The organism is Oceanobacillus sp. CAU 1775, from assembly GCF_054482815.1.
In genome coordinates this window covers 99,989-126,511 of sequence record NZ_JBTLRO010000007.1, presented here as the reverse complement: position 1 = coordinate 126,511, position 26,523 = coordinate 99,989, and the positions used below count along the sequence as shown (strand labels likewise).

General features: G+C 36.0%; 27 protein-coding genes and 1 other annotated feature. Of the genes, 5 read left to right on the top strand and 22 right to left on the bottom strand.

The annotated features are described in order from the left end of the window. Positions 1 to 8 precede the first annotated feature (8 nt). Together allC and ACXYMZ_RS12965 are read right to left on the bottom strand one after the other, a co-directional pair. Positions 9 to 1,250 carry an allantoate deiminase gene (gene allC, locus ACXYMZ_RS12970; RefSeq protein ID WP_458948830.1) on the bottom strand — a complete coding sequence of 414 codons (1,242 nt, stop codon included), beginning with the start codon at positions 1,248 to 1,250 and terminating at the stop codon, positions 9 to 11. A 304-nt stretch (positions 1,251 to 1,554) separates the two neighbouring features. After that, positions 1,555 to 3,225 (bottom strand): PucR family transcriptional regulator, encoded by a 1,671-nt coding sequence (locus ACXYMZ_RS12965; RefSeq protein ID WP_458948829.1) that lies wholly within the window; start codon positions 3,223 to 3,225, stop codon positions 1,555 to 1,557. 215 nt (positions 3,226 to 3,440) lie between these two features. Here ACXYMZ_RS12965 and ACXYMZ_RS12960 point away from each other — a divergent pair, with 215 nt between their 5' ends. Further along, on the top strand, positions 3,441 to 4,772 hold the full coding sequence (locus tag ACXYMZ_RS12960; protein WP_458948828.1) for an allantoinase: 1,332 nt from the start codon (positions 3,441 to 3,443) through the stop codon (positions 4,770 to 4,772). Positions 4,773 to 4,822: 50 nt separating this feature from the next. Here the strand turns inward: ACXYMZ_RS12960 and ACXYMZ_RS12955 are convergent, their stop codons facing one another. Further along, positions 4,823 to 5,203 (bottom strand): RidA family protein, encoded by a 381-nt coding sequence (locus ACXYMZ_RS12955; RefSeq protein WP_458948827.1) that lies wholly within the window; start codon positions 5,201 to 5,203, stop codon positions 4,823 to 4,825. A gap of 106 nt (positions 5,204 to 5,309) precedes the next feature. Here ACXYMZ_RS12955 and ACXYMZ_RS12950 point away from each other — a divergent pair, with 106 nt between their 5' ends. Then, on the top strand, positions 5,310 to 6,170 hold the full coding sequence (locus ACXYMZ_RS12950; protein WP_458948826.1) for an alpha/beta hydrolase: 861 nt from the start codon (positions 5,310 to 5,312) through the stop codon (positions 6,168 to 6,170). A gap of 606 nt (positions 6,171 to 6,776) precedes the next feature. Here ACXYMZ_RS12950 and arcC read toward each other — a convergent pair. The 7 genes from arcC to ACXYMZ_RS12915 form a co-directional block, all read right to left on the bottom strand. After that, positions 6,777 to 7,715, bottom strand: a complete 939-nt coding sequence (gene arcC, locus ACXYMZ_RS12945) for a carbamate kinase (protein WP_458948825.1) — start codon at positions 7,713 to 7,715, stop codon at positions 6,777 to 6,779. Next, complete coding sequence (locus ACXYMZ_RS12940; protein WP_458948824.1) at positions 7,708 to 8,613, bottom strand: oxamate carbamoyltransferase subunit AllH family protein; 906 nt, start codon at positions 8,611 to 8,613, stop codon at positions 7,708 to 7,710. Before ACXYMZ_RS12940 ends, arcC begins: the two co-directional genes overlap by 8 nt. Continuing rightward, a complete protein-coding gene (locus ACXYMZ_RS12935) occupies positions 8,614 to 9,876 on the bottom strand; it encodes a YlbE family protein (RefSeq protein ID WP_458948823.1) in 1,263 nt (420 codons plus the stop codon). Between the two features lie 101 nt (positions 9,877 to 9,977). Further along, on the bottom strand, positions 9,978 to 11,720 hold the full coding sequence (gene fdrA / locus ACXYMZ_RS12930; protein WP_458948822.1) for an acyl-CoA synthetase FdrA: 1,743 nt from the start codon (positions 11,718 to 11,720) through the stop codon (positions 9,978 to 9,980). Between the two features lie 97 nt (positions 11,721 to 11,817). Next, on the bottom strand, positions 11,818 to 13,170 hold the full coding sequence (locus ACXYMZ_RS12925; RefSeq protein ID WP_458948821.1) for a uracil/xanthine transporter: 1,353 nt from the start codon (positions 13,168 to 13,170) through the stop codon (positions 11,818 to 11,820). Positions 13,171 to 13,653: 483 nt separating this feature from the next. After that, a complete protein-coding gene (locus tag ACXYMZ_RS12920) occupies positions 13,654 to 14,175 on the bottom strand; it encodes a GNAT family N-acetyltransferase (RefSeq protein ID WP_458948820.1) in 522 nt (173 codons plus the stop codon). Between the two features lie 547 nt (positions 14,176 to 14,722). Next, the gene (locus ACXYMZ_RS12915) at positions 14,723 to 15,025 is read right to left on the bottom strand and encodes a rhodanese-like domain-containing protein (RefSeq protein ID WP_458948819.1); all 303 of its coding nucleotides are present in this window, start codon (positions 15,023 to 15,025) and stop codon (positions 14,723 to 14,725) included. Positions 15,026 to 15,243: 218 nt separating this feature from the next. On the opposite strand from ACXYMZ_RS12915, the gene chrA reads away from it, so the two are divergent. After that, a complete protein-coding gene (gene chrA / locus ACXYMZ_RS12910; protein WP_458948818.1) occupies positions 15,244 to 16,428 on the top strand; it encodes a chromate efflux transporter in 1,185 nt (394 codons plus the stop codon). Positions 16,429 to 16,506: 78 nt separating this feature from the next. Here the strand turns inward: chrA and ACXYMZ_RS12905 are convergent, their stop codons facing one another. The 4 genes from ACXYMZ_RS12905 to ACXYMZ_RS12890 all read right to left on the bottom strand — a co-directional run bounded on the left by ACXYMZ_RS12905 (position 16,507) and on the right by ACXYMZ_RS12890 (position 19,233). Next, positions 16,507 to 16,827, bottom strand: coding sequence for a cupin domain-containing protein (locus ACXYMZ_RS12905; protein ID WP_458948817.1), 321 nt, complete (start codon positions 16,825 to 16,827; stop codon positions 16,507 to 16,509). A 30-nt stretch (positions 16,828 to 16,857) separates the two neighbouring features. Then, a complete protein-coding gene (locus ACXYMZ_RS12900) occupies positions 16,858 to 17,226 on the bottom strand; it encodes an iron chaperone (RefSeq protein WP_458948816.1) in 369 nt (122 codons plus the stop codon). Positions 17,227 to 17,369: 143 nt separating this feature from the next. Then, on the bottom strand, positions 17,370 to 18,221 hold the full coding sequence (locus tag ACXYMZ_RS12895) for an MBL fold metallo-hydrolase (protein WP_458948876.1): 852 nt from the start codon (positions 18,219 to 18,221) through the stop codon (positions 17,370 to 17,372). Positions 18,222 to 18,369: 148 nt separating this feature from the next. Further along, the gene (locus tag ACXYMZ_RS12890; protein ID WP_458948815.1) at positions 18,370 to 19,233 is read right to left on the bottom strand and encodes a putative RNA methyltransferase; all 864 of its coding nucleotides are present in this window, start codon (positions 19,231 to 19,233) and stop codon (positions 18,370 to 18,372) included. A 156-nt stretch (positions 19,234 to 19,389) separates the two neighbouring features. Here ACXYMZ_RS12890 and ACXYMZ_RS12885 point away from each other — a divergent pair, with 156 nt between their 5' ends. After that, entirely contained in the window at positions 19,390 to 19,839 is a 450-nt protein-coding gene (locus tag ACXYMZ_RS12885; protein ID WP_458948814.1) for an IclR family transcriptional regulator domain-containing protein, read from the top strand. A gap of 54 nt (positions 19,840 to 19,893) precedes the next feature. On the opposite strand, the gene ACXYMZ_RS12880 is transcribed toward ACXYMZ_RS12885, so the two are convergent. From ACXYMZ_RS12880 to ACXYMZ_RS12845, 8 genes are all read right to left on the bottom strand, one after another. Further along, the gene (locus ACXYMZ_RS12880) at positions 19,894 to 20,538 is read right to left on the bottom strand and encodes a DsbA family oxidoreductase (RefSeq protein WP_458948813.1); all 645 of its coding nucleotides are present in this window, start codon (positions 20,536 to 20,538) and stop codon (positions 19,894 to 19,896) included. Continuing rightward, on the bottom strand, positions 20,538 to 20,705 hold the full coding sequence (locus tag ACXYMZ_RS12875; RefSeq protein ID WP_458948812.1) for a hypothetical protein: 168 nt from the start codon (positions 20,703 to 20,705) through the stop codon (positions 20,538 to 20,540). The genes ACXYMZ_RS12880 and ACXYMZ_RS12875 overlap by 1 nt, the downstream gene beginning before the upstream one ends. Positions 20,706 to 20,869: 164 nt before the next feature. Next, entirely contained in the window at positions 20,870 to 22,504 is a 1,635-nt protein-coding gene (gene metG, locus ACXYMZ_RS12870) for a methionine--tRNA ligase (protein ID WP_458948811.1), read from the bottom strand. A gap of 46 nt (positions 22,505 to 22,550) precedes the next feature. Further along, positions 22,551 to 22,791, bottom strand: a binding site (T-box leader). 47 nt (positions 22,792 to 22,838) lie between these two features. Next, the gene (locus tag ACXYMZ_RS12865; protein WP_458948810.1) at positions 22,839 to 23,336 is read right to left on the bottom strand and encodes a GNAT family N-acetyltransferase; all 498 of its coding nucleotides are present in this window, start codon (positions 23,334 to 23,336) and stop codon (positions 22,839 to 22,841) included. A gap of 26 nt (positions 23,337 to 23,362) precedes the next feature. Continuing rightward, positions 23,363 to 23,875 (bottom strand): GrpB family protein, encoded by a 513-nt coding sequence (locus ACXYMZ_RS12860; RefSeq protein WP_458948809.1) that lies wholly within the window; start codon positions 23,873 to 23,875, stop codon positions 23,363 to 23,365. A 69-nt stretch (positions 23,876 to 23,944) separates the two neighbouring features. After that, on the bottom strand, positions 23,945 to 24,478 hold the full coding sequence (locus tag ACXYMZ_RS12855; protein ID WP_458948808.1) for a GNAT family N-acetyltransferase: 534 nt from the start codon (positions 24,476 to 24,478) through the stop codon (positions 23,945 to 23,947). A gap of 179 nt (positions 24,479 to 24,657) precedes the next feature. After that, a complete protein-coding gene (locus tag ACXYMZ_RS12850) occupies positions 24,658 to 24,861 on the bottom strand; it encodes a hypothetical protein (protein ID WP_458948807.1) in 204 nt (67 codons plus the stop codon). Between the two features lie 160 nt (positions 24,862 to 25,021). Next, positions 25,022 to 25,690, bottom strand: coding sequence for a hypothetical protein (locus ACXYMZ_RS12845; protein ID WP_458948806.1), 669 nt, complete (start codon positions 25,688 to 25,690; stop codon positions 25,022 to 25,024). A gap of 158 nt (positions 25,691 to 25,848) precedes the next feature. Here ACXYMZ_RS12845 and ACXYMZ_RS12840 point away from each other — a divergent pair, with 158 nt between their 5' ends. Beyond that, positions 25,849 to 26,355: a hypothetical protein gene (locus tag ACXYMZ_RS12840; protein ID WP_458948805.1), complete on the top strand. Its 507-nt coding sequence runs from the start codon at positions 25,849 to 25,851 to the stop codon at positions 26,353 to 26,355. The last annotated feature ends 168 nt before the right edge of the window (positions 26,356 to 26,523 follow it).

Sequence of the window (26,523 nt, the reverse complement as noted above, 5' to 3'; positions counted from 1 at the left end):
TTATATAATTATTCTTTATATGCTAGTTCGTAAAATGCTGCAGCCATTGCTTTAGCACCTTCTAATAAATCCTTTGGTTCCGTGTACTCTGCTGGGTTATGAGAAATCCCATCACGACTTGGAACAAATAACATTGCAGTTGGATAGAATGGGGCAAGTATTTGTGAATCATGTCCCGCTCCACTATGCATTAATTTATAATTTAAACCTTGTTCTTTACAGCTTTCTTCAATGAGGTTTACTATATTCTCATCCATTGGAACTGGATCTTCGTCCATCCACATATCTATTGTAATTTCTACATTGTCATCTGCAGCAATCTGTTTCATTGTCTTCTCCATAGAATCAGTAAACGTTATAAGTGCAGCCTTATCTGTATGGCGAGTATCAATTGTAAGTAATACTTTACCAGGAACAACGTTAACAACGTTTGGCATAACCTCAATTTTACCAAAGGTACAAACGAGTGGATCGCCAATTCTTTTTGCTTCTGTCAGTACTTCGGAAATAATTTTGCTTGCAGTAAACACAGCATCCTTACGTAGCCCCATTGGCGTTGTACCAGCATGGTTTGCTTGACCAGTTAGTTCCACTGTGAAACGGCGTTGACCAACAATACTATGGACAACTCCTACAGATTTACCTTCCTGTTCGAGAACATTTCCTTGTTCATTATGAATTTCTAAAAATGCTTTAATATCTTTTCTTGGTTCTTTTGTTTCATCTCTAAAATCAAAGCCAGCTTTACGCATAGCAACTTCAAATAGTGTGCCATCATTAAATGCTTTAATCCCTTCAACTTCTTCACGTTTTGCAGTTCCAACAATATTCTTAGAACCCCAGAACGCATAAGGGAATCTACTGCCTTCTTCTTCAGCCATAGAAACAACTTCTAGGTTACGAAGTGGCGCGCCGTATTCCTCTTTTAAGTATTTAATTGCTAAGAATGCTGTAACAATTCCAAGCTGCCCATCTAAGTGTCCTGCATTACGAACGGTATCAACGTGTGAGCCTGAGAGAATTGTTTCATCTGGGTATTTGCTGCCTTCTAATCTACCAAACAAATTCCCAATTTCATCGAAGGATGCTTTTAGCCCTGCTTTTTCCATCTCTTCTTTTAAAAAATGTTGCGCTTGTACCCATTCCTCAGAATATAAAAACCGAGATATTCCCCCTTTGGGATCTGCTCCACGCGAACCAAGCTGATCTAACATGTCTACAATTACTTTTTCAGTTAGTTCCAAATTCATCTTCCTTTCTCCTACAAGAATAGAGGTTGTTCACAACTGATCCAAAAGGTTACTAGAGCTTCAGCATGAACACACAATTGTGATATCATCTACACTTATTGTAACCCTTTCCAACCCCTCCTATCTATATAAAAAAAGGATAAAAAACAACCGTTTATTTATCCTTTATTGATAACTTCGCCCAAAGTTTCACATATATTGTTTATTATTCCCTACTTTTAGAAAACCAATCCTTTTCATCACGTAAAATTTCGTTAATTTTGTTTATCAGAAATTAAGTTAGAATCTTGATTATTTAACAATCTTAATAATCATTTTTTTCCAAGACGTCTATAATTCGTAATCCAACTTGAACGGAAAGCATTTCTTCTGGATCTTCTAAATTCATTCCGGTAATTTCTTTAATTCGTTCTAAGCGATAGGTTACTGTTTTATAGTGTACATAAAGTAATTGAGCTGATTTTGCAATGTTTTGCTGGCATTGTAAAAACACATAAAGCGTTTCAATTAGCGCATCTTTATTCGACTTTTGATAATTCAATAGCTTTTGCAAACTTTGTGGAATAAAATCTTTCAATTGGTTGAGGTCATCAAATTTATACAACATACGATAAATTCCTAAATCATTAAAAGAAATTGTAAAGTCTTCTTGATTGGAATTTTGACCAATATTTAATGTATCTTGCGCTTCATTATAGCTCTGTGCTACATCAAGAATCGTTTTAGAAATATTTCCTACTCCGACCTGAACAGCATAATCTTTCACTGATACTTTGAACTTTCCTCTGATATGATTCACTGTTTGTTTAATTTTTCGAAGTTCAAGACGTTCATCAATATTCTTCGCATTAACCTTCCAAAGAACGATGATTTCATCTACACGATCTCGAATAATGGCACCACTTAAATAGAAATCAATTGAATCCGCTAATATTTCATAGTATTTCTGCATTCTCTGATGGATTTCCATATGCTGTTCTTTTTTCAATGCAGGTTTTAGCGATTTTAAATTAAATATAACGACAGCGTAATTTGCTTTTGTATCAATATTCGTAATCGCAGCACGGTCATAAATAGTGTTCATCGATTTGATTTTTCCAGATATTAAATCGTCAATTAAGTCGTTCTTAAATTTCTTCTCTACTTCTGAAATCGCAATTTGTTTTATTAATTCAAGAGAAAGTGCTGTAGCCGCATTTTCAATCGCGATAAAATCAAACTCCAATACTTCTTTATTAACGGCACTTACAACTAAATTGATTTTCGTCTGGTTGATTGTCTTAATCGGGACGAGAATTTGTTCTAGTTCTCTTTCCTCAAGCTTTGGAAAGATAACTTTTCTACGAAATATCGGGAATTTCGTATCGTAGTTCTGCTCTTCAACAACTTTTTTATCCATATCATAAAATAATTCAACATCTTCATTCGTTGATGCTATCTTTTGAAAGGATTCATTATAGATAGCAACAGGATTTCCAATAAGCTCGTCCAGTGTTTGAATGATCACATCACTACCAACATTTTGTAAAGATAACTCTGTAAAACGACTGTGTATCTCTTTAAAGTATTTTAACTTTTCTACTTGTCTGTTGAATAATTGTCCCATTACTGGATAAGTTATTTCAATAAAAGGAACATCTTCAGGTATTTTAATAATTGGTATCGAGCGTTTTTTACAGACGTCTAGAATCGCAGGAGGAATTTCAGAGAATACAGCACGAAGTTTTACAATTAGTGCACTAATCTTTTTATCAGCTAAAAGATTCATCCATGCACCCATTTCTTCTGGAGACATGCTTTTAATCGGGAAAAAACTCGTGACGATAGCTTCTCCACCTTGAATCCATGAGGAAATATCTGGGGATTCAACCACAGTTATTCCTGTTATGTCATTTGATAGTTCTGATTTATCTCCAATAAATTCTGCATTTTTACAGGCATCAATTTTTAATAAATCCTCTATTGTATATTTCATTTTTTAACCACTCCACTTAATCGTTTCGGTTTTATTATTCGATAGAAGTTGTAAATTTAAACAGTTGAAAACCAATCTCATCGTTTCATTTTGATTATTCTAGGGAAATATAATAGTTAATGTTGTTTTGTTTTTATTATAACATCATTAAACGCTATTATATAGCAATAGTAGTGTTAGAATAGTATAGAGAAGAATATTAAGGAGGAATAAAAATGAGTACTTATGATTTAATTATCAAAAATGGAAAAATTGTAACGAATGAAGCTGTATTTAATGGCGATATCGCTGTAAAAAACGGAAAAATTGTTGAAGTATCTGAATCAAGCCTAACTGGTGATGCGACAAAAGTAATTGATGCAAATGGTTTACATGTTTTCCCTGGTGTGATTGATACGCACGTGCACTTCAATGAGCCTGGAAGAGCAGAGTGGGAGGGCTTAGCTACTGGAAGTAGAAGTCTTGCAGCTGGCGGGGCAACCTCTTTCTTTGATATGCCTCTAAATAGTACACCTCCAGTCGTTAATAAGGAAAGTCTAGAAAATAAAAAAGAACTAGCAAATAAGAAGTCCGTCGTAAATCCATATTATTGGGGTGGACTTGTACCACAAAATATTGCTGCTTTAAAAGATTTACATGAGAATGGTGTTATCGGATTCAAAGCATTCATGTCGCCTAGTGGAATTGACGACTTTGATAATGCAGATGATGAAACACTATATAAAGGAATGAAAGAAATTGCGAGCTTCGACTCCATCCTTGCTGTTCATGCAGAGAGCACTGTAATTACTACACAGTTACAAGAGGAAAAAATTGCAGCAGGAAAAACAAGTGCGAGAGATTTCGTTGAATCTCGTCCGATTGTTTCAGAAATTGAAGCTGTGAGAAGAATTATTTCTTATGCTGAAGCGACTGGCTGTAAACTTCATTTAGTACACGCAAGTAGTAGAAAGGTTTCTGACCTTATCAATGACGCGAAAAAACGTGGCGTAGATGCTACTGTAGAAACTTGTGCACACTATTTATCATTAACTGTAAAAGATCTAGAAGAAAAAGGCGGACTTGCAAAATGTGCTCCTCCACTTCGCGATCAAGAAGAAGTCGATGATCTTTGGGAAGCACTTGCAAACGATGAAATTGACATGATCGCATCCGACCACTCGCCAGCACCCGGTGATATGAAAACTGTAACGGACAACTATTTCGAAGGCTGGGGTGGGATTTCTGGAGCACAGTCTACATTAAATGTTCTTTTAACAGAAGGTTATCACAAACGTAACCTACCATTAGAAAAGATTGTTCAAGTAACTGCAACAAATCCTGCGAAGCGCTTTGGTTTAGAAGGTAAAGGTGCATTAGCTGAAGGTTACGACGCTGACATTGTATTGGTTGATTTAGATGAAAGCTTTGAATTAAAAGCAGAAGATCTATTTTATCGTCACCAACATTCACCATACGTTGGCAAAACATTCAAAGGTAATGTGAAAACAACCATCGTTAATGGAGATACTGTTTTTCATAACGGAGAAATCGTAAACGATAAGTAAGCTAGTAAAGTGAAAAACCCAGCCTTCATAGACTGGGTTTTTCAACTTCTTTATCTTTTCGCGATAATTTCAATTTCAACATCTGCACCGAGGGGCAATTCATAAACTGCCACACATGTTCTAGCTGGATATGGAGCTTGGAAGAAGTCTTCATAAACTCTATTCATCTCATCAAAGTGTTTCATACCTGTTAAATATACATTTACTTTAACAACATTTGCTTCTGTTAAACCAGCTTCTTCCATTACAGATTTCAAGTGTATGAAGCATTGTTTTGTTTGAGAAGCAATATCCTCATTTTCTGGAACATCTTCAGGATTCAAGCGATTCATTGGTGTCTGTCCTGAAAAGTATACATATTCTCCTGCATCAACTGCATGTGAGTATGGACCTGATGCAGATACGTCTTTTGCTGTATATGTTTTACGCATTTGTATTACCTCTTTCTCATTTTTATTTTTATCTACTTTTGCTATAGGAACGAGTAATTTTACTCGCTATTATTATAACGATACTATTTTTTACTGGAGGAACCTAATGACTACAACTTTCACTTATAAACAGATAAATGATTTAGAAATCAATGCAGATCTTTATAAAACTGAAGCCCTACATGCACCATTAATTATCTATATCCATGGTGGCGGTTTAATCTGGGGCACTCGAAAAGATATTAACCAAGAACAGGTAAAGCTTTTTAACGACAGTGGCTATCATGTTTTATCAATTGCTTATCGTTTAGCACCAGAAACTAAGCTGCCAGAAATACTGAAAGACATTGAGCATGCCATGGAATGGGCAGTTAGTGATTTAAAGGAACATCTTGATTTTAACCATGAAAAAATTATTGTTATGGGTAATTCAGCAGGTGGCTACCTTTCACTTATGTCAGGCACTTTTGAATTTAAACCGCAAGCCATCGTGTCCTTCTACGGATACGGAAATATTCTTGGCGATTGGTATCATACACCAAGCGATTTTTTCAATAAAATGCCTCAGGTAGACAAAACTTTGGCGACCCAACTAATCAGAAATAACGAAATTGCCGAAGCACCAATTACAACGCGCTATGCGATATATTTATACTGTCGACAGCAAGGAGTATGGACAGATTTCGTAACGGATCCAATGACTACAACACCAGAGAGCCTTCTAGATTACTGTCCCGCTCACCTAGCAGATTCGAATTTCCCACCAACATTGCTTTTGCATGGCGATGATGATGAAGATGTTCCATATGAAGAATCAGTAAACATGCATGAAAAGCTAGTGAAGGAAAATGTCGATTCTAAATTGATTACGATTCCAGGCGGCAAGCATCAATTTGATGAAAAAATGGATGATCCGACTGTTAAAAATGCATTGGAACAAGTTATAGAATTTATGAATGGTATTTAATTTTTTGTTTTGTGGTTTTATCGGTTACTAAATCGAGATACTCCCTGTTAGCGACCGATAAATTGATTTTATTGGCCCCTATTTCGGGATGCTCACTTTTTGCGACCGATAAAGTGGTTTTATCGGCTCCTATTTTGGGATGTACACTTTTTGCGACCGATAAAGTGGTTTTATTGGCTTCTATTTCGAGAATCTTGATTTTGTTGACCGATAGAACTGCATTATCGGCTTCCTATTTCATCATTCTTGATTTTGTCGGCCGATAGAGCAGCTTTATCAGCCACCTATTTCGCGATTCTTAATTTTGTCGACTGATAGACCGGCTTTATCGGCTACCTATTCCACAATCCCTGAATTTGTCGACCGATAGAACCACTTTATCGGCTACCTATTCCACAATCCCTGAATTTGTCGGCCGATAGAACGGCTTTATCGGCTTCCTATTCCGCGATTCCCGCAATTGTCGACCGATAGAACTACTCAATAATGAAATAATAGAAAAAACGCACATAAACCTTAGAAGGCGAAGTGCGTTTTTTCTAAAACAAGCGAGGCATTCGCACTCACTAAATGAAGTTTATCCTTCAATCTAATTCGCTTAAAGAATTAACCTACAATATGCGTACCTGATTTACCTTGCATTGCTAGGTCAGCTTTGTCTAATGAACAAATAATTGCACGTCCACCAGTTTGCGCGAAGTTCATTGCAGCTTCCATTTTAGGACCCATGCTTCCTGCTGAGAATTGACCTTCATCAACGTAGCTTTGCGCTTCTGCTAATGAGATTTCAGTTAAAGCTTTTTGTTCTGGCTTGCCATAGTTTACATATACGTTTTCAACGTCTGTTAAAATCATGAATGTATCTGCTTTGATTTCTTCCGCTAGTTTGAAACCACTGCGGTCTTTGTCGATTACTGCTTCGATGCCTTTGTATGTTCCATCTTCTTGTTTAACAACTGGTACTCCACCGCCACCACCTGCAACAACGATTGAACCAGCATCTGTTAACTGAGCAATTGCTTTTGAACCAAGGATTGTTTGAGGCTCTGGTGATGCTACAACACGACGATATCCTCTTCCAGCGTCTTCTTTAACAATCCAGCCTTTTTCTTCAGCTAGCTTGTTTGCTTCTTCTTCCGTATAGAAAACACCGATTGGTTTTGACGGATCTTGGAAGTCTGGATCATCTGCAGAAACTTCTGTTTGTGTTAATGTAACAACAACAGGTTTTTCGTTTTTCAATTTAAGTAATTCATTACGTAATGTTTGCTCAAGCATGTAACCGATAAACCCTTGAGACTCAGCACTACAAACATCTAAAGGCAATGCAGGAACAACATGCTTTGCTTCTTCATTCTGTCTTAAGATATTTCCAACTTGTGGACCGTTACCATGTGTTACAACAACAGTATGTCCATTGTCGATAATACGTGCAATTACTTCAGCACTTTTACGAACGTTTTCTAATTGATTCTCATAAGTTGCTTCTTGACCTGGTTGTAAAATCGCATTTCCACCTAAAGCTACTACTACTTTGTCACCCATTAATTTTCCTCCTCATCGTCAAGAGTCCTAGCATGATACCAAACATTGTATCAAGTCCTGAACTATGGCCCATTGACAATAAATTATTTGTTTTTTCCTGCACGATCTCTGCATCATCATTTACCATTGCAGCAATTAATTCAAGTACAGGTGAACCGAATTGGTTCTTTAAAGCATATTTTAAGTACTCAATACTTACATCTGTCGTTATTTTTTCATTTTTAATCAATCTTGATAGTACATTTGGAAATAATTCATTCCAAGGAGTTGCTACAGCATAGAGTGCCATTAAACCGACAATATGATCGTCACCTGTTGGTGTACCACCCTTGCCTCTTCCAAGAAAATATCGTAAGACACGCTCTACTTCTACTTCATCTTCTGAATAAAGTACGTCCATCAAATCATAATAAGGATCATAGTTATTGCCTGTTTTCTCTTGATAGGTGACATAATGTTCCATAAAGTCATTAATATCAAGATTCATTCCAGTTGGCTCGTCATTTGCAGCTAAAGTCATCAAAATAATTTCAAGATGACTAACTAAAGTTGCTTCACTTCCTGGAAGTTTATCTAATTTATTATCATATGGTCTACCTTCTAAAAACAAAATATCACATCTCTCATCTATCGTTAGGATTCCTTCTTTATGATTCCATAAAACGGGAGCATTCATGTCAATTTTTTTCAATAATTCATGAACAGCGTCAAGCGGAAGAATTAATGAGAATGGAAGCTGTCCACCCTTATCACTACCGATGAAAATAAGATTTGTACCTATTTGTATATTGAAGCCATTATTAAACTTACTATGGACACTACCATGTACATCTTGAGATAAAAGAAGAGGAATATTACGATTATATTCCTCTACTTTATAAAAATCCTTAGCTATCATTTAGATTAGGCCTAATTTAATTGCATATGCTTCGATTGCTTTTTCGAAACATGCGCGTGGTGCACGAACTGTACCAGCACCGATTTGACCTACTCCCGCTTTTTTATGTGCAATACCTGTGTTAATAATTGGCTCAATACCAGTTTCAACTACTTTACGTGCATCAATTCCAAGTGGAGTTCCTTTAAAGTCCCAAGTAGGGATTGTAAAGTTACTGTTATGACCAATAACAATCTCAGCCATTTCATTACTTGTTTCTAATGCATCTTCGAATCCACCCGCACCTACGAAACGAGTAACACCAGGTGCAGCAATCATTGCCATTGCTCCAACACCAAATGTTTCTGTAATTGCACTGTCTCCAAGGTCAGGGTTTGCATCTTCTTGTGAATAACCAGTGAAATATAAACCTTGTGGTGTGTTAACTGGAGCTGTAAACCACTCATCACCCATACCACTAATACGAATACCTACGTTCTCACCATTACGGCAAATTGCAGTTACAATCGTACCTTCTTCAATTGTTCTTGCACCATCCATAACAGCTTTTGCAGCAGCCATCATGATGTTCAAGAAGAACTGATCTGTATCAGCTAAGAATTGTACAACGTCTTGACGATCTTGATTATCCATATCAACTTTTAAGATGTACGGAGTAATTTCTTTTAAGAAAATTAATGAAGTTGCAATGTTACGTTGGTGGAATTCATCCCCCATAGTAATACCTTTTGCAATCATAACGTTAACGTTCAGACCATCATCTGTTAATTTCAACGCTTTAGCAATTGTTGGGCCTAAAACATCTCTCATCCACTGTAGACGGTTGATAACCTCATCAGAGAAAGCACCGAAACGTAATACTGCTCCAATACCTTCATTTAAAGTACAGTAAGCTTCATTTCCTTCTGTACGGTTTTCTACAACTAGAACTGGCATGTTAGCTGAAGTAATTCCACCCATTGGTCCTACCGCACGAACATGGTGACAAGGCATGAAGTCAACTTCACCATTTGATAGCATTTCTTCTGCATCTTTCTCATTATCTGCCCAGCCTTCAAATAAAGCTGCACCGATACATGAACCTTGCATAGGTCCAGTCATATTTTCCCATTTAATTGGTGGTCCAGCGTGTAATAAAAGTTTACGTCCTTCAAACTCTTTGATTCTGTCTTTTGCTGGAACAACGTCGACTAAGAATGGTGCTGATGTTGTTACTTTTTCTACAACGGCCTGGTTCGCTTCATCAATTGAATTATATTTCATCATATATTCCTCCTTGAATTTAAACGTACATTTTTATAAAATAAGTCAAATTGCTTGGAAAAGAAGGGGCAAAAAGCGCCCCATATATTTTTTCAGGAAAATTATTTTAATAGGCTTAGAATCTTTCTCATTCTTGCATCTCCGCCTGCGATTGGTCTCCAGTCATACTGTACAACTGGTACGTTGTTCGCTACGATTGCATCTGTAAAGCTCTTCAGACCAATGTTTACAATTCTTGGACGTTCGTTTATTAATTCTAAAATTGGTTCAGGTACAGTTAATTCAAGGCTCGTCTTCTCAGCATCCACGTATTCTTTCTCAACATCGTTTACAGCTAATCCTGTGATGTCTAAAGCTGTACGGAAAGCTTCGTCGTTGGTATCTTTTACAATAACACCAGCTTCTTTTAGACGTTTAATATGTCCTTGGTAATCTTGAGGATCGTTATTTGTACCACATACTGAAGCTACAACATAAAGCTCTCTGCCTTCAGATTTTGCATGCTCAATGCCTTCTTTAATAGAAGGAAGCAATGCACTTGCCATATCATCATGAGAACCATAGCCTAGTACGAAATCAAGTACGATAACTGCAGTTTCTTCATTTTTAGCTGCTTCTTTAATAAACTTCGCACGTGTTTCCGGATCAATCATCGGGTGTGGCTTTCCTTGTGTGTATTGGTCATCTCCAAGGTCAACGACAACATGATTATCTTTGCGGAATACATATCCGTCTTCGTTTGTAATTTCAGATCCTAGACCAAGTGCATCTGATAGTAAAACTGCAGCTTCAGAAGCAAGCGTTCCACCAGAGTATAGTCCGTGGATTCCTTTTTGATTTTCTTTAAGGTTTGCACCTTCATATTTATAATCGCCAACGTAACCATCTGTACGAACTTCATTCCCACGAGCAAGGTCTACAGCGATATATGCAGTTTCAGCTAATGTATATGCATGGTAAACATTACCTTCAAATTTAGTTGGTTTTTCACCTAAGAAAATTGCAACTACAGGCTTGCTAACACTGTGAAGTAATTCAACAACTTGGTCACGCACTTCTTTTGCAGGTGGTTTAGAAATAATTGCAATAACATCTGTTTGTGCATGTTGTTCTAAAGCTTTGATTCCGTTCATCATTGTGATTGCGCCGATTTCATCTTTCAAATCACGGCCACCAGTACCAATCGCATGACTTACACCTTCACCTAGACGGTCAATGATTGCTGATACTTCTTGAATTCCCGTTCCAGAAGCTCCAACAATTCCGATTCTACCTTTGTTTACTGAGTTCGCAAAAGCCATCGGTACACCATCAAGGATTCCTGTACCACAGTCAGGACCCATGAAAAGTAGTCCTTTTTCATTTGCTTTTTGTTTCAATCTTGCTTCGTCTTCTAAAGAAACGTTATCACTGAACATGAAAACATGTAAATCATTATCTAAAGCTTTCTCACCTTCTTCAGCAGCATATTCCCCAGGAACTGAGATAAGTGCTACGTTAGCATTTGGTAAGGTTTCCGTTGCTTTATTCCAAGTACGTACTGTTTTAAAGGATTCAGCTGCACTACTTATTGACTGATCTTGTAAATATTGCTCTGTCTTTTCATTTACTTCGTCAACCTTAGATTCGTCATCTGTATCTACAACAATTGCCATATCACTCGATTCAGCTGCTCCTAATTCATCCGTGTAAAGACCAGCATCTTTGAATAGGTCTTTGTTCGAAGGAGTTGCCATCATAACTTGTACTTTATTCACGCCTTCAATTGTTGAAACTGCATTCGTTAAAAGCATTAGGTTAATGGAATCCTGATACGAGTTCTTTTTAATAATTGTGTATAACATACCTTCACCTCATAGTTTATTTTTTATTTCTAAATCTAATATCTTAAGAATGCACATATGTCTTTTTTCAAATTGTACATTCAAATGATTTCTAAAATTATAGGTTCTTATTGGTTGTTTTGCCTGTCACAGGACTGGCTGAACCAATTTTATCCCAATCTACCACTGCCTCAAATATAATGGACAGCGTCGTTCCCATTAGCAGTCCATTGGAAAGCAATGGTTGTAAATAACTTGGGAGACTTGCGAATGATTCTGGTGGTAATGCCATCAATACTAGTCCAATAAATGCTGGCATTGCTGCGCGGTAAATATTTGTATTGTTGAACTTCGTTGCGCCAAACCAATCCCAAGCAGAACCGAATAGTGCTACATAAGATACAAATAGTACAGCACACCCGATGCTTAATGGTAATAGTGTAAAGAAATATCCAACTTGTGGAATAATACCTAGAATAAAGAACATTACCGAACCGAATATGAACGGCATACGCGAATAAATCTTAGTTTGTTGAATAAATCCAATCGATGATACGAATGGTGAATATGGGACAAGACTTAACAATCCCGATAGAATCGTCATTACACCAGTAATACTAAAAGAGTTGCGATAATGCTTACTAGTTGACGGTGTATCTGTATAAATAATATCCGTTCCTTTGATCGAACCGTATTGTTTCGATAAGTTAAGGATACCTGTAACTATAATTGTAAGGATAATACCAATGTTCCAAGCAGGCGCTCCAGCTGGGAAAAAGAATATATTCAGTGATGTTGAAACACCGCCGCCTAATTGACTTTCAGAGTCGAACAGAAGTGCAAATAGTGGCCAGCCTATAACAATACCAATCAACATGGCATATTGCGCAACTTTATTGGAAGCTTTAACTGTAAGAATTAAAACGAGTAGAGCTATTGAAATTGCTAAGATACTTGGACCAATCGCAATCGTTACATCTCCACTTTGTCCTCCAAATGGAATTCCAAGCATACCCTTCATAAAGTTGATACATAGTGAAACTCCAAATAAAAGCATGAATACACCCATTACGCTCGGGTTAAATAATTTTTCTAAGTAATAACCAAAACCAGTAACACCAACAAGGATTGTAAGAACTCCTGTAATCAGAACCCCTACTGCAATACTTCCCCCTACTTCAGCAAGTGGAATACCTTGTGCTGCTGCCATAGATGATAGTGCAATAATTACTCCCCACCATAATCCTGATGGACCATCCATAATCGGGCGTCCATGTCCTACAAAAACCTGGAGTAAACAGGCAATCCCACCTAGTATGAAGGAGAACTGCATCGTACTAACGATTTCAGCTTGCGAAAGATCATACGCCGCACCTATTGTGATTGGTACAACAACGGTGTTTACAAAGATATACATTAACCATTGCAGGCCACCGAGCCAATTATCCATGTTTTTAATTTCATTTTTCATTTAATCACTTCTTCCTTCTGCAATCGCCATAGTTTAATCATCTTTCAATAAATTAATAAAACTTGCATATTTACATAACATCTTACCATCATGGGAGTTTAAACAGAGGATGTTACAATGTTTTTGTGAATGTCCGAACATTAATAAACAAAATATAAATACTTAAAAAGCAAACCCAGTATTCTGTTTTTAGAAAACTTCATATATTGATTCTATTACCCAGCTCCCAATAAGTTAAACGTTCATAAGTAAATATTAGGATTTATTCCTTAATGGTGTTGTGCTTACTTAACTACTTTTCATTTTAAAGTAATAAGTAATCTTTGTCATTATCAATAAACGATAAAAAACAGTCATATTTTTATCCATTTTGATAGATTGTGCTAAGTTTTTCAAAAGAACAATACAATCTTTATCTATTTTTCCTATAATCAATCAAAGTATGCATCTTATTAAGTAATAGAAAGACAGAAGTGCTAGGATTCACTTCTGTATGGATAAATCTTTTTCATATAAAGAAAACGCATGATTAACGCCTATTTTAATAAAATTATTTTTAGTATAGAACGTATTTAAATTTTTATTATTTGCGATACAGTCTAATCTTAACTTCTTACTTCCATGCTTGTATAAGTGGTCTTCTATCCATTTCAACACTTCAGATCCGAAGCCACCGCCTATTTTGGTTGGATGTATCGCTAATTTATGTAAGTATACAGCTTCATCAGAGTTTTCTCCCCATAACCAAATATCCCAAGTGCTTTGCGACTTGAGAAGATTAAATGTAGCAATTAGTTGATTTTCATTAAGAATAATATACGTGTTACCTTTAGCTATTTCTTCACGAATTTCATCATCTTCTTCTTTCGTACTAATCGTTTCCCACTGTTTTTCTCCTTTAGAATGAAGCCATGAAGCTACCTTTCTTAACAATTGAAGAATATTATCCGCATCTTTTAATGTAGCTACTTCTACTTTATAATCTCGAATCGTTGATTGGTTCAATAGAGTCATCCTTTCTTTAGGCTTTCTTAATTATAGGTTTTGATTGAATTTCATTATAGTTAATTTGTGGAGAGACTCGCTTCGGAAATATACTTTCTAACCGTAATGGATGATGTTTAATTAAAAACTTTAACAGCACATTCATCAAAAAAGATTGACTTAAACTTTAATATGGTGTATAGTTAATCGAATGCAAGAAATACGAATCGCTTTTCTATCTCCTTGTGGTTTCATATATGGGGGATTTTTTATTTGAAATAGTAAAATAACTTAAACGACAACAAGTGAGAGTAAAGGAGCGGATATCTGAAAGGAAGTGAATTATATATATGTGTAACGATTTCAAGAAACATATTCATGTGTCTCATAAAAATGCAAATGTTTCATACAGTACAACTTGTCCAGATTGCTTTGGCAAAATCCTGAACCATCCTGAAATTTTAGATCAACTAAATTCTAAGAAATAAGGTGTATAGACAATGTCCGTATTCAACAGTTTAAAAGAAAGAGAGGTTCTAAATTGACCTCTCTTTTTTTGTTTTCTAAATTAATCCCTTACTTCTACTTCACCTTCCCAAGCTAACATACCACCTGTTACATTCGTTGTGTCATAGCCAAGTTCAGATAGGTAATCGCAAGCCTTTCCACTTCTACCACCCGAGCGACAAACAATATAATAATGCTCGTTTTTATCTAATTCTTCTAATCGAGTTGAAATCTCACCAAGTGGGATATGATCTGCTTCAGGAATAATTCCCTTCGCCACTTCATCATCTTCTCTAACATCTATAATATGTACTTTTTCTGTCGTTAACTTCTCTTCTAAATCTTTAGCTGTAATCTCGTTCATCATTTACCCTCCATAACTATTAATAAGCTGATTGTATTTTGTCTCTATACATAGTTATACCATCAATTTATTCAATGATACAAATTCCCAAGCTGTAGAAGATGAATTTATCCTTTATTATTAAGATACTGTTAAGTTAAACATTATAAATTGCATTAGGGATATCTTTCTTGTTATTGTTGCATATAGAAATAAATTATAGATAAAGGATGCCAACAATGAAAAGAAATTCGTTTAGAAATTGGTTAGAAATTTTCTTGGTCTCAAGTAGACTGGGATTAACCTCTTTTGGAGGTCCTGTTGCCCATTTAGGATATTTCCATGAAGAATACGTCCGAAGAAAAAAATGGATGGATGAGAAAAGTTATGGAGACTTAGTTGCCCTCGCTCAATTCCTACCTGGACCTGCGAGTAGTCAGGTTGGAATCGGAATTGGTATCGTCAGGGGCGGTGTAATCGGGGGAATTATTTCATTCCTTGGATTTACCATGCCCTCAGTTATCGCTCTTATTCTTTTTGCTTCTTTGTTTTCTACATTTGGATTGGAAGGCGCAGGTTGGATCCATGGTCTAAAAATTGTTGCTGTTGTTATTGTCGCCCACGCTATTCTAGGAATGGCAAAAAACTTTACACCTGATTTACAGCGAAAAGTTATTGCCTTATTTGCTTTAGTTGTTACGCTACTATTTCAAACTGCATTCACACAAATTGCCGCTATTCTAATAGCTGCGGTTGCAGGATTTCTTCTTTTCCGTAAACAACCAGCAAATGAAGAAAAACTTACAACTACTTTCCCACTTTCAAAGCGTTTTGGTTATATATGTCTAGCTATATTTTTTGGGTTTCTCATAGCCCTTCCAATTCTAAATGGCTTTACAACAAACCATTGGTTAGCATTATTCGATAGCTTTTATCGTGCAGGATCACTTGTATTCGGAGGCGGACACGTTGTCTTACCACTATTAGAACAAGAATTTGTCCCTACTGGATTTATCTCGGAGCAAGATTTCCTTGCGGGGTATGGAGCCGCACAAGCAGTTCCTGGTCCTTTATTCACGTTTGCAGCATATCTAGGAACGGTAATGAATGGTTGGCAAGGCGGGCTATTTGCTACATTTGCTATATTTCTCCCTGCTTTTCTACTAATTCTAGGAGCACTTCCATTTTGGGATGCGTTGCGAAGTAATCCAAAACTTAATGGAGCTTTACTTGGAGTTAACGCATCAGTTGTAGGAATTTTAATATCTGCCTTATACACACCAATTTGGACAAGTTCCATTCAGGTATCTGTAGACTTTGCACTTGCAGCAGTATTATTTAGTATGTTGGTTTATTTAAAACTGCCACCTTGGGTAATTGTTCTTTCTGGTGCAATTGGCGGTACAATTATTTCATATTTATAAAGAAGTTCACAATACAAAAGGCTATTCCAACAAGATGGAATAGCCTTTTGTATTAAATCAAATATTTGTTTTCTTATATTAATCTGTCATTTTAGTCATGGTTGCATAAATAGAGACATTTGCTTCACTCGTATTTGTAAAACCAATCTGCTCTTCTTCTCCGCAATAAATAACATCGCCTTTTTGAACAGGTAGCTCTTCCCCATCAATTAAAAATACACCATTTCCTTCAATAACATGCAAATACAATTCTCTTTCAGGATGATTATGTGATTTCATTACTTGGCCTGGTAGGAAATTGAGTAGAAATGCAGTACTTCTTTTATTACGAATAATATTTACTTTGGTAAAGCGTTCCTCGGAAAATTGTTGCGCATCAGAAATTAAGTATTTTTCCATTTCAATTCTCTCCCATCAATTTGCAATTTTTTATCTCCAAAAAGTTTGGCAATCTGCTTTATCCTGAATATTATATGTGATCATTTTATCAAGCAAAGAAAAATCCACTGGTTGACTCCACTTCATACGAACTAATTCCTTTGTATAATCGAAACCCGCTTCTTCAATCTCAGTAGAAAATCGATTAATTCCTGCTTGTTCAGGAGCAACTGCTAGATGCTGCTTAGAAACGCTAAAGCCAATAATATAAGTATCATGATCAGTAAACATTGGTTGATTCCATTTGATGACAGGTTCAAGTTCAGGGAATTTTTCCATCACCCAAAATAAAACCTCTTCGGTTCTCGTGCGATGCTCTGGGTGTTCAATTTTTGATAAGAAATCCGCAAAAACTTCCATAGTTATTCCTCCCGAAGTTAATTTTACTTAAATATATATTTATTATAACTATATATCAACGATTGGCTAAAACAAATAGAAACAGGCACTTCCTTGATTTAGGAAATACCTGTTTTACTTTCTTTTTCCGGGAATTTTATTGGTTAATGTTCACCATCTACAAAACGGCCATAATCTGGAATTGCTACTCGTTCAAAATCCATAGCTAATTGTTCTAAACCGTCGGAAAGCATTTCTGCTTGTAGTGGTTGGCCATGACCAGTAACGGCAACTCTTGGGTTTAATGCTGCTAATTTTTTTACCGAATCCCATGCTGCTTTCCAATCTGTAGTTAAATATCTTGGCGGTCCATTTATTTCTATTTGTTGTGTCATCACTTTATAGAGTGATTCCTGTTTTACTGTCACAAAAGCATCTCCTGCAATTAAAGTGCGATCCTTTTCTCTAAATAAAGATACATGGCCTGGAGAGTGTCCTGGGGTGTGGAGCCATTTCCATTCCGGCAGATGTGGAATACTTCCGTCGCTTGGCAACGCTTCAACATTACTTCCTAAATCTACAGGTTCATTTGGGAAGATTGGTGACATTTTCGCAACAAGTCCACCTTCTACTGAACCGTCTGGCTTAGGATAACTTTGTTTTCCTGTTAAGAATGGTAACTCCGCTTCGTGGGCATATACTTTTACGCCCCATTTCTTAACTAATTCAACGACAGATCCAACATGATCAAAGTGTCCATGCGTTAGAATAATCGCCTTTGGTTTACTGTTTTCACCAAATCGTTCCTCTACAGCCTTTAAAATTTCTTCGGCTGATTCAGGCATTCCAGCATCTATTAATACCCAATCATCCGCTTTATCTCCCACAACACAAATATTTACAATTTGGTTTGTGTAACAGTATAAATCTGGAAGCACCTCTAAGCCCATACCACTATTAACAGAGAACATCGGTAAAAATTCATTCTCCATCGAATCATCCATCTCATTCTCAATATCTTTCCTCACAATAAATCCCTCCTAACTATTCCAAAATGTTCCCACCACATTATTATCCGAAACATATAGAAATATATACGCAAAGTGAAACATGGGGACGGTTCTCGTGTTGCACCGAGTGCAACACGAGAACCGTCCCCATGTTTCATTTCATTCCAATTAAAATATCTAGGTCGATTGTGATTTCAAATTTATCTCGGTTTAATAATTCTTCAATAACCTCTTGTTTAGCGTTCCAGCCGAGAGGTGACATATGTACTAAATTTTTTAGTTCGTTTTTTGTTAGTTGCCTCTTGTCATTTACTTTTTCAATATGGACGGTTTGAAAATGAGTTTTAAAAAGTGAAATGATTTCTTCATTTCCATAAGATTCATTCTCCGTATTATCAAAAATTGCTTGCCTGAATTCCTTTAGATAATTTGTTCCAGGAACAACTTTGATCATCAAACCGTCACTATCTAAAACCCTTTTAAATTCTTGATAATTAGCTGGGGATAAAATATTTAAAATAACTTGAATCGCCTCATCTGCTACTGGTATGTTCGCTAAATCACCTACAAACCAAATTGCATCCTTATATTTGCTTGCAGCCATACGAATTCCCTCTTTGGAAATATCGATGCCTATACCTGTTAATCGTTCTGACCCATTTTTCTGTAAGATTCTGTTGAGGTGTGAACCTTCGCCAGACCCTGCGTCGAGTACCAACGCACGCTCTTGTATATTTAATTTCTTTTTCATGACTTCAGAAATTCGCTCATGTAATACGTCATATAAATTACTCTCTATAATTATGTCATGTCTTGCTGTAAACAGTTCTTTATTATATTGCGTATTTCCCGCGCGATTTAACATATTTACATATCCCTGTTTCGCAAAGTCAAAAGTATGATTCTTTGTACACACCATACTCTTATCACTATTTATCCTTATTTCACTTTCACAAAGTGGGCATCTAAAACTTCCTTCAAATGTTCGTACGAGCTCTGTAGGTTTTTTCTTATTCATTTATTCAACCGTCCCTTCCTACTTCTTCATTGATTATACTCTATTTTTAATCCGAGTTTTTGAGCCTTTTCCTAAAATTGTTTCATCTAATGAAACTTTATCTTTATATTTTGTAGAGAATGGGTATAACACATATACTACAACAGAGGTGATCACGTGGCACAAAATCAAGTCTCAACGTTACGCAAAGGCCTACTTGTATTAAAGTTGGTGAAAAATTCGCAGAGAATTACTTTGACAGAATTAACGAAATACTTCTTTAATCGACATATTCTTCAGACTGTTTCCGACAAAACTTCTGGTAATGGCTGGGTATCTCTACATTCTTTATATCAGATTGCACAGGATATACAAATGAGCACTTATCTAGGAAAAATAGATGATACTGATCTTGTCATGACTCAAGTTTTACACGCTCCTTTTAAAGAATCTGCAAAAGATGAAATAGGAAATCGCTCTAAGGTACACCTCTCTGCATTAGGTAAAGTAATTTTAGCTCATTTAAATAAGAAAAACTTAAATATGCTTTTAGAGAGGCGGTTATGCTTTCCCTGTCAAAAGGAGATATCTACAAAGTTCAAATCTTATAGTCTCCTATGCAATTAAAAAATGGTTTCGAACAACTTTTATAGTCGTTCGAAACCATTTTTTTTTACTAAATTAACTACCTACTTCTTCTTCCCTTACTTGCTTAAGAACTTGTTTAAACTGCTCCACTGGCTGTGCACCTGAAACAGCATATTTATTGTTAAATACATAGAAAGGTACGCCTTGAACACCAACTTGACCAGCTTCTTGGATATCCGTGTTTACCTTATCCGTAAAGGACTGATTTTGTGTACTTTGAAGAACTGCTTCCTTATCAAGACCGATTTCTTCAGACAAACGGCCGATTGTTTCCGGATCACTTAACAATTCACCTTCTGAGAAATGTGCTTTATAAAATTTCTCAAAGAACTCATTGCCCTTCCCTTGCTCTTTTGCATATTGGAAAGCATGGTGTGCTGGAATTGTGCTTGAGAACTTAGCTTTGTCATAATCAATAACTAAGCCAGTGTTCTTTGCCATGTTTACAACGTTATCAAACATACCGTCAACTTGCTCTTTCGGAATACCTTTTAGTTCAGCAAACGTTTCATAATAGTTTTTTTCTGGATCATGCTGAGCATCTGGTGAAAGTAGGAAACTCTTATATTCAATTTCTACCTCATCCGCATGTTCAAACTCAGCTAAAGCTTTATCTAAATGTGCTTCACCAATATAGCAGAATGGGCACATAAAATCAGACCAAATTGTAATTTTCATTATTTTTTCTCCTTCTCATTGTTTGCTAGGCCACATATTCCTGTTTCCATATCACAGACCATTGCATCCGATTCCGCAAAATCAAAACCTTTTAGTTCTTGAAGTGGTTTTAATTCGAAAAGCGGTTTTTCTTTTGTTGTTTTCTCATTCACTACTTGTTTAGTCATTAATACACAGCCTCCTTATTTGTCATTAAACATCTACGACCACTTGATATACATCTACTTAAGAGTAATACCTGATTCATTCTATTTCTATTATACGGGAAGACCCCTGCTTATTAACAGTAATGCGCTCACAGGATTTACGTCTCATTTAAAGCTTCGAGTTATTAGTGATCTTGATTTAACTTTTCTATCTCCTCGTCGATTTGCTTTACATCAATTCGCTCATATAGTGGCTCAATATTTGAAATAAATGTAGGTAGTGTAACCACTGGATTCCAGTCATTTAATTCGTGATGAAGCATTGCTGCAACTTTTTCAGTAGCAAAAGGCAGAAATGGTCGCAAAAGCTGCGCTACATTTAAAATGATATATACAGCATTCGTTAGGGTTTCTTTTGCATGCGGTAGGTCTTCCTTTACATAAAGCCAAGGCTTTCGTTCGTCAAAATATCGATTTGCCTCGCGTATAAACTCAAAAACAATTTCTAATGCTCTCTTGATATTCCCTTCTTCAATTTGCTGGCCAACTTTATGATATAAATCTTGAACAGTGCGTCCGATACCTTCATCAATGGGAAGCTCTTCTACCTTTCCTTCAAAAGATTTCTCGATGAATTTTAATGTTCGATTCACAAAGTTTGCGTAAGCGCCAAGTAACTCACCGTTATGACTATAAATAAATTCCCTCCATGAAAAATCTGCATCCCGATTTTCTGGAGCATTCATGATAAGAAAATAACGAATCGAATCTGGATGATATGTTTCTAATAAATCTGGCGCCCAAACTGCCCAGTTCTCTCTCGTTGAAATTTTCCTTTTTTCTAATGTCATATATTCATTAGATACGATATGTTTTGGCAATCCATCAATTTCTAATCCCATTAATATTGCTGGCCAAATAACAGTATGAAATGGAATATTATCTTTTCCATGGATATAGTAAGGAATGGCGTCACTATTCCACCATGGGCCGATATCCTTTTTGTTAATTTTTCCCCATTCCTTACTAGCCGTATAGTATCCTGCGACAGCTTCAATCCACACGTATATCTTTTTGCCTTCAAACCCTGCAACTGGCACCTCTATGCCATTTGGTAAATCACGTGTAACTGCTCTATCTTGAATTCCTTCTTCTATATACCTTTTCGTTAATTGAATTGCATTATCTCTCCAACGTTTATCTTCATCAGCTGATGCTACATAACTTTCCAATTTACTTTGAAAAGCACTAAAAGAAAAATAAAAATGCTCCGTTTCGCGGATTACTGGTTCTTCCCCACAAATCTTACATTTCTTCTCTAACAAGTCTAGTGGATCTAGAATTTTAGAACAATGATCACATTGATCTCCACGAGCCTTCAACCCACAATTTGGGCATGCTCCTTCAACAAAGCGATCTGGTAAAAATTGTTCATCCTTCAAACAGTATGCTTGTTCAATATTTTTCTTATATAAATATCCGTTCTCAAGCAATTGTAAAAATATCTTTTGCACCGTTTCGTGATGATGGTTTGCATCTGTTCTTGTATAAAAATCATAAGAGAATCCTAACTTTGTAAAGGTGTCTACAAATTCTTCGTGATATTTATCTGCTATAGCCTTCACTGTTGTATTTTCTTGATTTGCGCGAATTGAAATTGGCGTTCCATTACTATCGCTACCAGAAACATATAGAACTTCTTCTCCTTTTTGGCGATAATACCTTGCAATCACATCTCCAGGTAATAATGCTGCTAGATGCCCTACATGAAGGGATCCATTTGCATATGGCCATGCTCCACCTATAAAAATATTACTCATTTGACATTCCTCCTAAAATAAAAAAAACGCCCTAATCGAATGAATCGATTAGGACGAGTATTGTCGTGTTACCACCTAAGTTTACAAATAGCTCACACTATCTGCCTCTGCCAGTACGTGTTCATACTGTCGCTGTTGTAACGAGTGCACATCTCGTCGTAGCCTACTATTAGTTCGGTACGAAAGCTCTTTAGGCCATTTTCGAATAAGGTTCATTTGCTTCATTTCCACCATCAGAAGCTCTCTATCAAATTAGACTTATCTACTTTCCTCTTCAACGCTTATTATGAAATTTAATTTATACTATCATCTATTTATACTATATGCAATTAAATCAGATTAGTTTGCTCATGTAATACTCATCTACATACTTATCATCAATATATAATGATTTCCTTTTTGTTCCTTCAACTTCATAGCCTACTTTTTTGTATAAATTAATTCCTGCTTCATTTTCAATAATCACTGTGAGCTCTAAACGATGAATATCATGATTAGAAGCCCATTCTTCTAATTTTTGAAATAAAGCTGTTCCAATACCTTTTCCTCGATGTTCATCAGAAATTCCTATCACAATATATACGTTATGTTTATTCCTTCTAGCTTTTCCACCGATGGCAAATAAATAGCCAACTAATTCATTCTTATTTTCTGCGACAAATATATTGGAGTTCGCTTCTCTCTGCAGGCTTTCAATCATCTTTAATTGTTTTTCAGGAGACAACTCTCTTTCTCCTGCTTCCCAGAGCATATATTGGGAACTTGCATCGACATGTTGGATAAGGTTAGCTAGTTTATCTGCATCGCTGTTTTTTGCTTCTCGAATAATCATTTTGTATTCCCTCGTTTATTCATGTTTTAATTACTGAACCACTCTATAGCTTCTCTCTCGATTTCTTGAACTAATGCATCCTTCCCGTTGATATACGAAGCCATATCATTTGGAAATTGGGTTGCTAGCTTTACCTTGAGCTCCCCATAACTATTACGCACATTTGGGTGAGCACGTAAATAGTCACGAAAAGCTAGGTGTCTTAAAATATTATAACTACCGTATTGAAAAACATGGACATGATGCGTACGTTCCTCTTTCCCCTTACGGAAATATTTCCGACCAGTAATTCCATACTCACCCATTGGTTCATAATCGATTATCTGCATTTGTTCATTAAATTGATCTACTTTACTAATATCATTAACAACTGGCATTATATCAATGATAGGCTTTGCTTGTAGTCCTGACACAGATGTACTTCCGATATGATGAATAGCGATTAAATTTTCTTTGAAAATCTCTCTTAATATAGCTGCTTCTTCTTCAAACTGGGAAGGCCACTCACTATTATAGGAGGTTACTTTTACTATCCTCAATTAAACACCTACTTTTATGAAATTGTACGAATCGATTTTAAATCTTTAAAGCTCCGATACTAAAAATATTTACTTTCTATTTTTTAGTTTGTTATAGGTACCCGCTACATCATCCCAGACATAAATAAGTTCATTCAATACTTCTCCACCTATCTTAATTTGAACTTCTTCAACTAAAGTAGCGCCATAATACTCGTAAAAATGCTTCGTTTTGTTATCGTCGAGTACTTCTACAAATACTTTTTCGCAGCCTAGATGTACGAAATGACGGAATAGTTCTGCTAACAGCTGTCTACCTATCCCTTTCCCCTGATACTCTTCAAGGAGGTAGATTGAAGTGAGATCACTTGAGTTTTCTATTTTGTTTTCCTGTCTCTTCGCTGCCGTTCCAAATCCTATAATTTGCCCTTCAGTATTCTCGGCAACCAGAATATACTGTTCTTTATCAGCAAGATTTTTTTGCCATAATTTTTCTCGTTGTTCATAGCTAAGGTTGTCTAAGAAAGACTGGGGAATAATCCCTTTATATGTAGTTCGCCAGCTGTCTACATGAACTTTTGCAATAGCCTTCGCATCATTTATTGTTGGTTTTCTGATTTTCAAATCAACACCTCCAAAGTCTATAATTTTTAGCTATTATACATGTAAACCTATTACCTTCTCAATGAGAGAATGAATATCTCCCAATATTTTTCATAATAGCGCTTTCATCATAACCAAAAAAACCTGCCTAGAGAAATTCTTCTCAAAGCAAGTTTTCATTTTATTATAAAAGTTTTAAATTAGTATCCATAATTCCAGTCAATTGTATCGTCACACCATACTACTTTAATGATAGAACCAAACTGTACGACTTTCTCATCAATTTTACATTCTGCTTGAGTTGTATTTAATTGAGTAGCTAGTTCTTCATAAGTGTCATGTGTTACATTTTCCAAAACTCTGACGGTACGGTCCTTGTTAATTAATAGCGCTGTTCCTGTCATTATTAGCACCTTCCTAGAGGGAGTATTTTCTTCTTACTTTGATTATAAGCCTTAACAGGGATAAAGGAAGGTTTTTGTGATATGTTTCACAAATCGTTCAAAGTTTTGTCTATAAATCTGTAACAATTAACAGGATGTCTAATGACTTTTAAAAATTTTCTTATCCAATACTATCCCACCAAGTCGTCTCCATATCAATCAACCAGTGATTTCTAAGCGTCAGAGCGCGCTCCAATGCCGCTATTATCCCTGCTGTAAATAGTGTTGAGTTCAACCAATTTGGTAAAGAGATAGGAGATTCAAAGGTTCCAATATTTTCGTAGATAATTGGGAAGCTCGTAATGACTTCTAATAATTGTGGCAGACCAACTACAATGGAAGTAAGCAATATAATCACTGCTAGTAATCCAATAAATCTGCTTATATTCGGATATTTTGCATCAAACCTCATACGAAGTCCTTCTGTAGATGCACTGTCAGGATATAGCTGATGCTCTGTTTTTTCATTCGTCACGTAATGCATCCGTGTTAACCCGAAAGTACTTACTCCTACTTCTATAACCCCATCTGGAACAGGGAAAATTGCAGGAAGCTTTGAAGTAGCTGCATGCTTCCCATCACGATACAAATCAGCTTTTGATTCCTCACTGAAGTAATTTACATCCACAGCATATGTATGAATTTCTCCATCCTCTTCTCGTAATCTAGCATAAAATAGGGAACGAGAAAGCAGATGATAAAAGCGATATTCTTTTAGAGCGTGACCATCTCCAGCCTTAACTTTATTAATAGTTCGTTGACGCTTCCAACGGCGAAAAAATCCTAACATGGCGTTCACCTACTTCTATTAAAGTTCTTTCCTACTTTACGAGTGAAGAGTTGAAATGGTTTCATTAATATAATTCATCATGAATGACAGTGAATTTTTAAATCACCACTACATTTAAAATACATATTGTAATACTAAAAGCAGGAGGAGACACTGAAATGAGTAAAATAAATTTCCATTCCTTTCGTGGTCGAATCACACAAATAGAAGATATGATAGGCGATCCAAATGATACACAATTTGGTTGCTTAAAGTTTATTACCGTTGAAAATAATGAAGGTTTGATCGTAAACTTTATTGCCGGACCAGATACTTACTTTTACAATCACGAAATAGTTTCTATTGGTGACTGGATCACAGGGTATTATGATGGCGATGTGCCAGTCATTCTTATTTATCCGCCACAATATAAAGCTCTAGTTATTGTAAAGGAAAGTCCTTATGAAAATGCGAAGGTAGATTATTTTGATGAACAATTACTTAGTAGCGACGGTAGCTTACGTTTAAATATTTCTTCTCAGACCCCGATTTACCTTACAAATGCCCAACCGTTTACTGCGTCTCTATCAAATCGTAATTTAATCGTCAGTTACGGACCTACTACAAAAAGCATTCCAGCACAAACTACCCCATATGAAGTCATCGTGTTCTGTCGCGAGACATAATCTTTTAAAGTCTTTTACGATCTTTTTGTTTCTTTTTTGATGTGTGTAATAAGCTTTTAAAGAATATATTATTCAGATCCGTATGCATTCAGTTTCTATCGGCTGATAAAAACTGCTTCTGGAGTTTTATCGGCCGATAAAAGCATTCTATCAGTCGATAAAAATTGT

Bases quoted from the DNA above. Each gene is read 5' to 3' on its own strand.
- ACXYMZ_RS12875 (WP_458948812.1), bottom strand. From the start codon at position 20,705: ATGACTAAACAAGTAGTGAATGAGAAAACAACAAAAGAAAAACCGCTT.
- ACXYMZ_RS12865 (WP_458948810.1), bottom strand. From the start codon at position 23,336: ATGATTATTCGAGAAGCAAAAAACAGCGATGCAGATAAACTAGCTAAC.
- ACXYMZ_RS12900 (WP_458948816.1), bottom strand. From the start codon at position 17,226: ATGGAAGTTTTTGCGGATTTCTTATCAAAAATTGAACACCCAGAGCAT.
- ACXYMZ_RS12905 (WP_458948817.1), bottom strand. From the start codon at position 16,827: ATGGAAAAATACTTAATTTCTGATGCGCAACAATTTTCCGAGGAACGC.
- ACXYMZ_RS12940 (WP_458948824.1), bottom strand. From the start codon at position 8,613: ATGATAGCTAAGGATTTTTATAAAGTAGAGGAATATAATCGTAATATT.
- ACXYMZ_RS12935 (WP_458948823.1), bottom strand. From the start codon at position 9,876: ATGAAATATAATTCAATTGATGAAGCGAACCAGGCCGTTGTAGAAAAA.
- ACXYMZ_RS12960 (WP_458948828.1), top strand. From the start codon at position 3,441: ATGAGTACTTATGATTTAATTATCAAAAATGGAAAAATTGTAACGAAT.
- ACXYMZ_RS12955 (WP_458948827.1), bottom strand. From the start codon at position 5,203: ATGCGTAAAACATATACAGCAAAAGACGTATCTGCATCAGGTCCATAC.
- metG (WP_458948811.1), bottom strand. From the start codon at position 22,504: ATGAGTAATATTTTTATAGGTGGAGCATGGCCATATGCAAATGGATCC.
- arcC (WP_458948825.1), bottom strand. From the start codon at position 7,715: ATGGGTGACAAAGTAGTAGTAGCTTTAGGTGGAAATGCGATTTTACAA.
- ACXYMZ_RS12840 (WP_458948805.1), top strand. From the start codon at position 25,849: ATGAGTAAAATAAATTTCCATTCCTTTCGTGGTCGAATCACACAAATA.
- ACXYMZ_RS12925 (WP_458948821.1), bottom strand. From the start codon at position 13,170: ATGAAAAATGAAATTAAAAACATGGATAATTGGCTCGGTGGCCTGCAA.
- ACXYMZ_RS12965 (WP_458948829.1), bottom strand. From the start codon at position 3,225: ATGAAATATACAATAGAGGATTTATTAAAAATTGATGCCTGTAAAAAT.
- ACXYMZ_RS12845 (WP_458948806.1), bottom strand. From the start codon at position 25,690: ATGTTAGGATTTTTTCGCCGTTGGAAGCGTCAACGAACTATTAATAAA.
- fdrA (WP_458948822.1), bottom strand. From the start codon at position 11,720: ATGTTATACACAATTATTAAAAAGAACTCGTATCAGGATTCCATTAAC.
- allC (WP_458948830.1), bottom strand. From the start codon at position 1,250: ATGAATTTGGAACTAACTGAAAAAGTAATTGTAGACATGTTAGATCAG.
- ACXYMZ_RS12890 (WP_458948815.1), bottom strand. From the start codon at position 19,233: ATGAATAAGAAAAAACCTACAGAGCTCGTACGAACATTTGAAGGAAGT.
- chrA (WP_458948818.1), top strand. From the start codon at position 15,244: ATGAAAAGAAATTCGTTTAGAAATTGGTTAGAAATTTTCTTGGTCTCA.
- ACXYMZ_RS12880 (WP_458948813.1), bottom strand. From the start codon at position 20,538: ATGAAAATTACAATTTGGTCTGATTTTATGTGCCCATTCTGCTATATT.
- ACXYMZ_RS12850 (WP_458948807.1), bottom strand. From the start codon at position 24,861: ATGACAGGAACAGCGCTATTAATTAACAAGGACCGTACCGTCAGAGTT.
- ACXYMZ_RS12915 (WP_458948819.1), bottom strand. From the start codon at position 15,025: ATGAACGAGATTACAGCTAAAGATTTAGAAGAGAAGTTAACGACAGAA.
- ACXYMZ_RS12950 (WP_458948826.1), top strand. From the start codon at position 5,310: ATGACTACAACTTTCACTTATAAACAGATAAATGATTTAGAAATCAAT.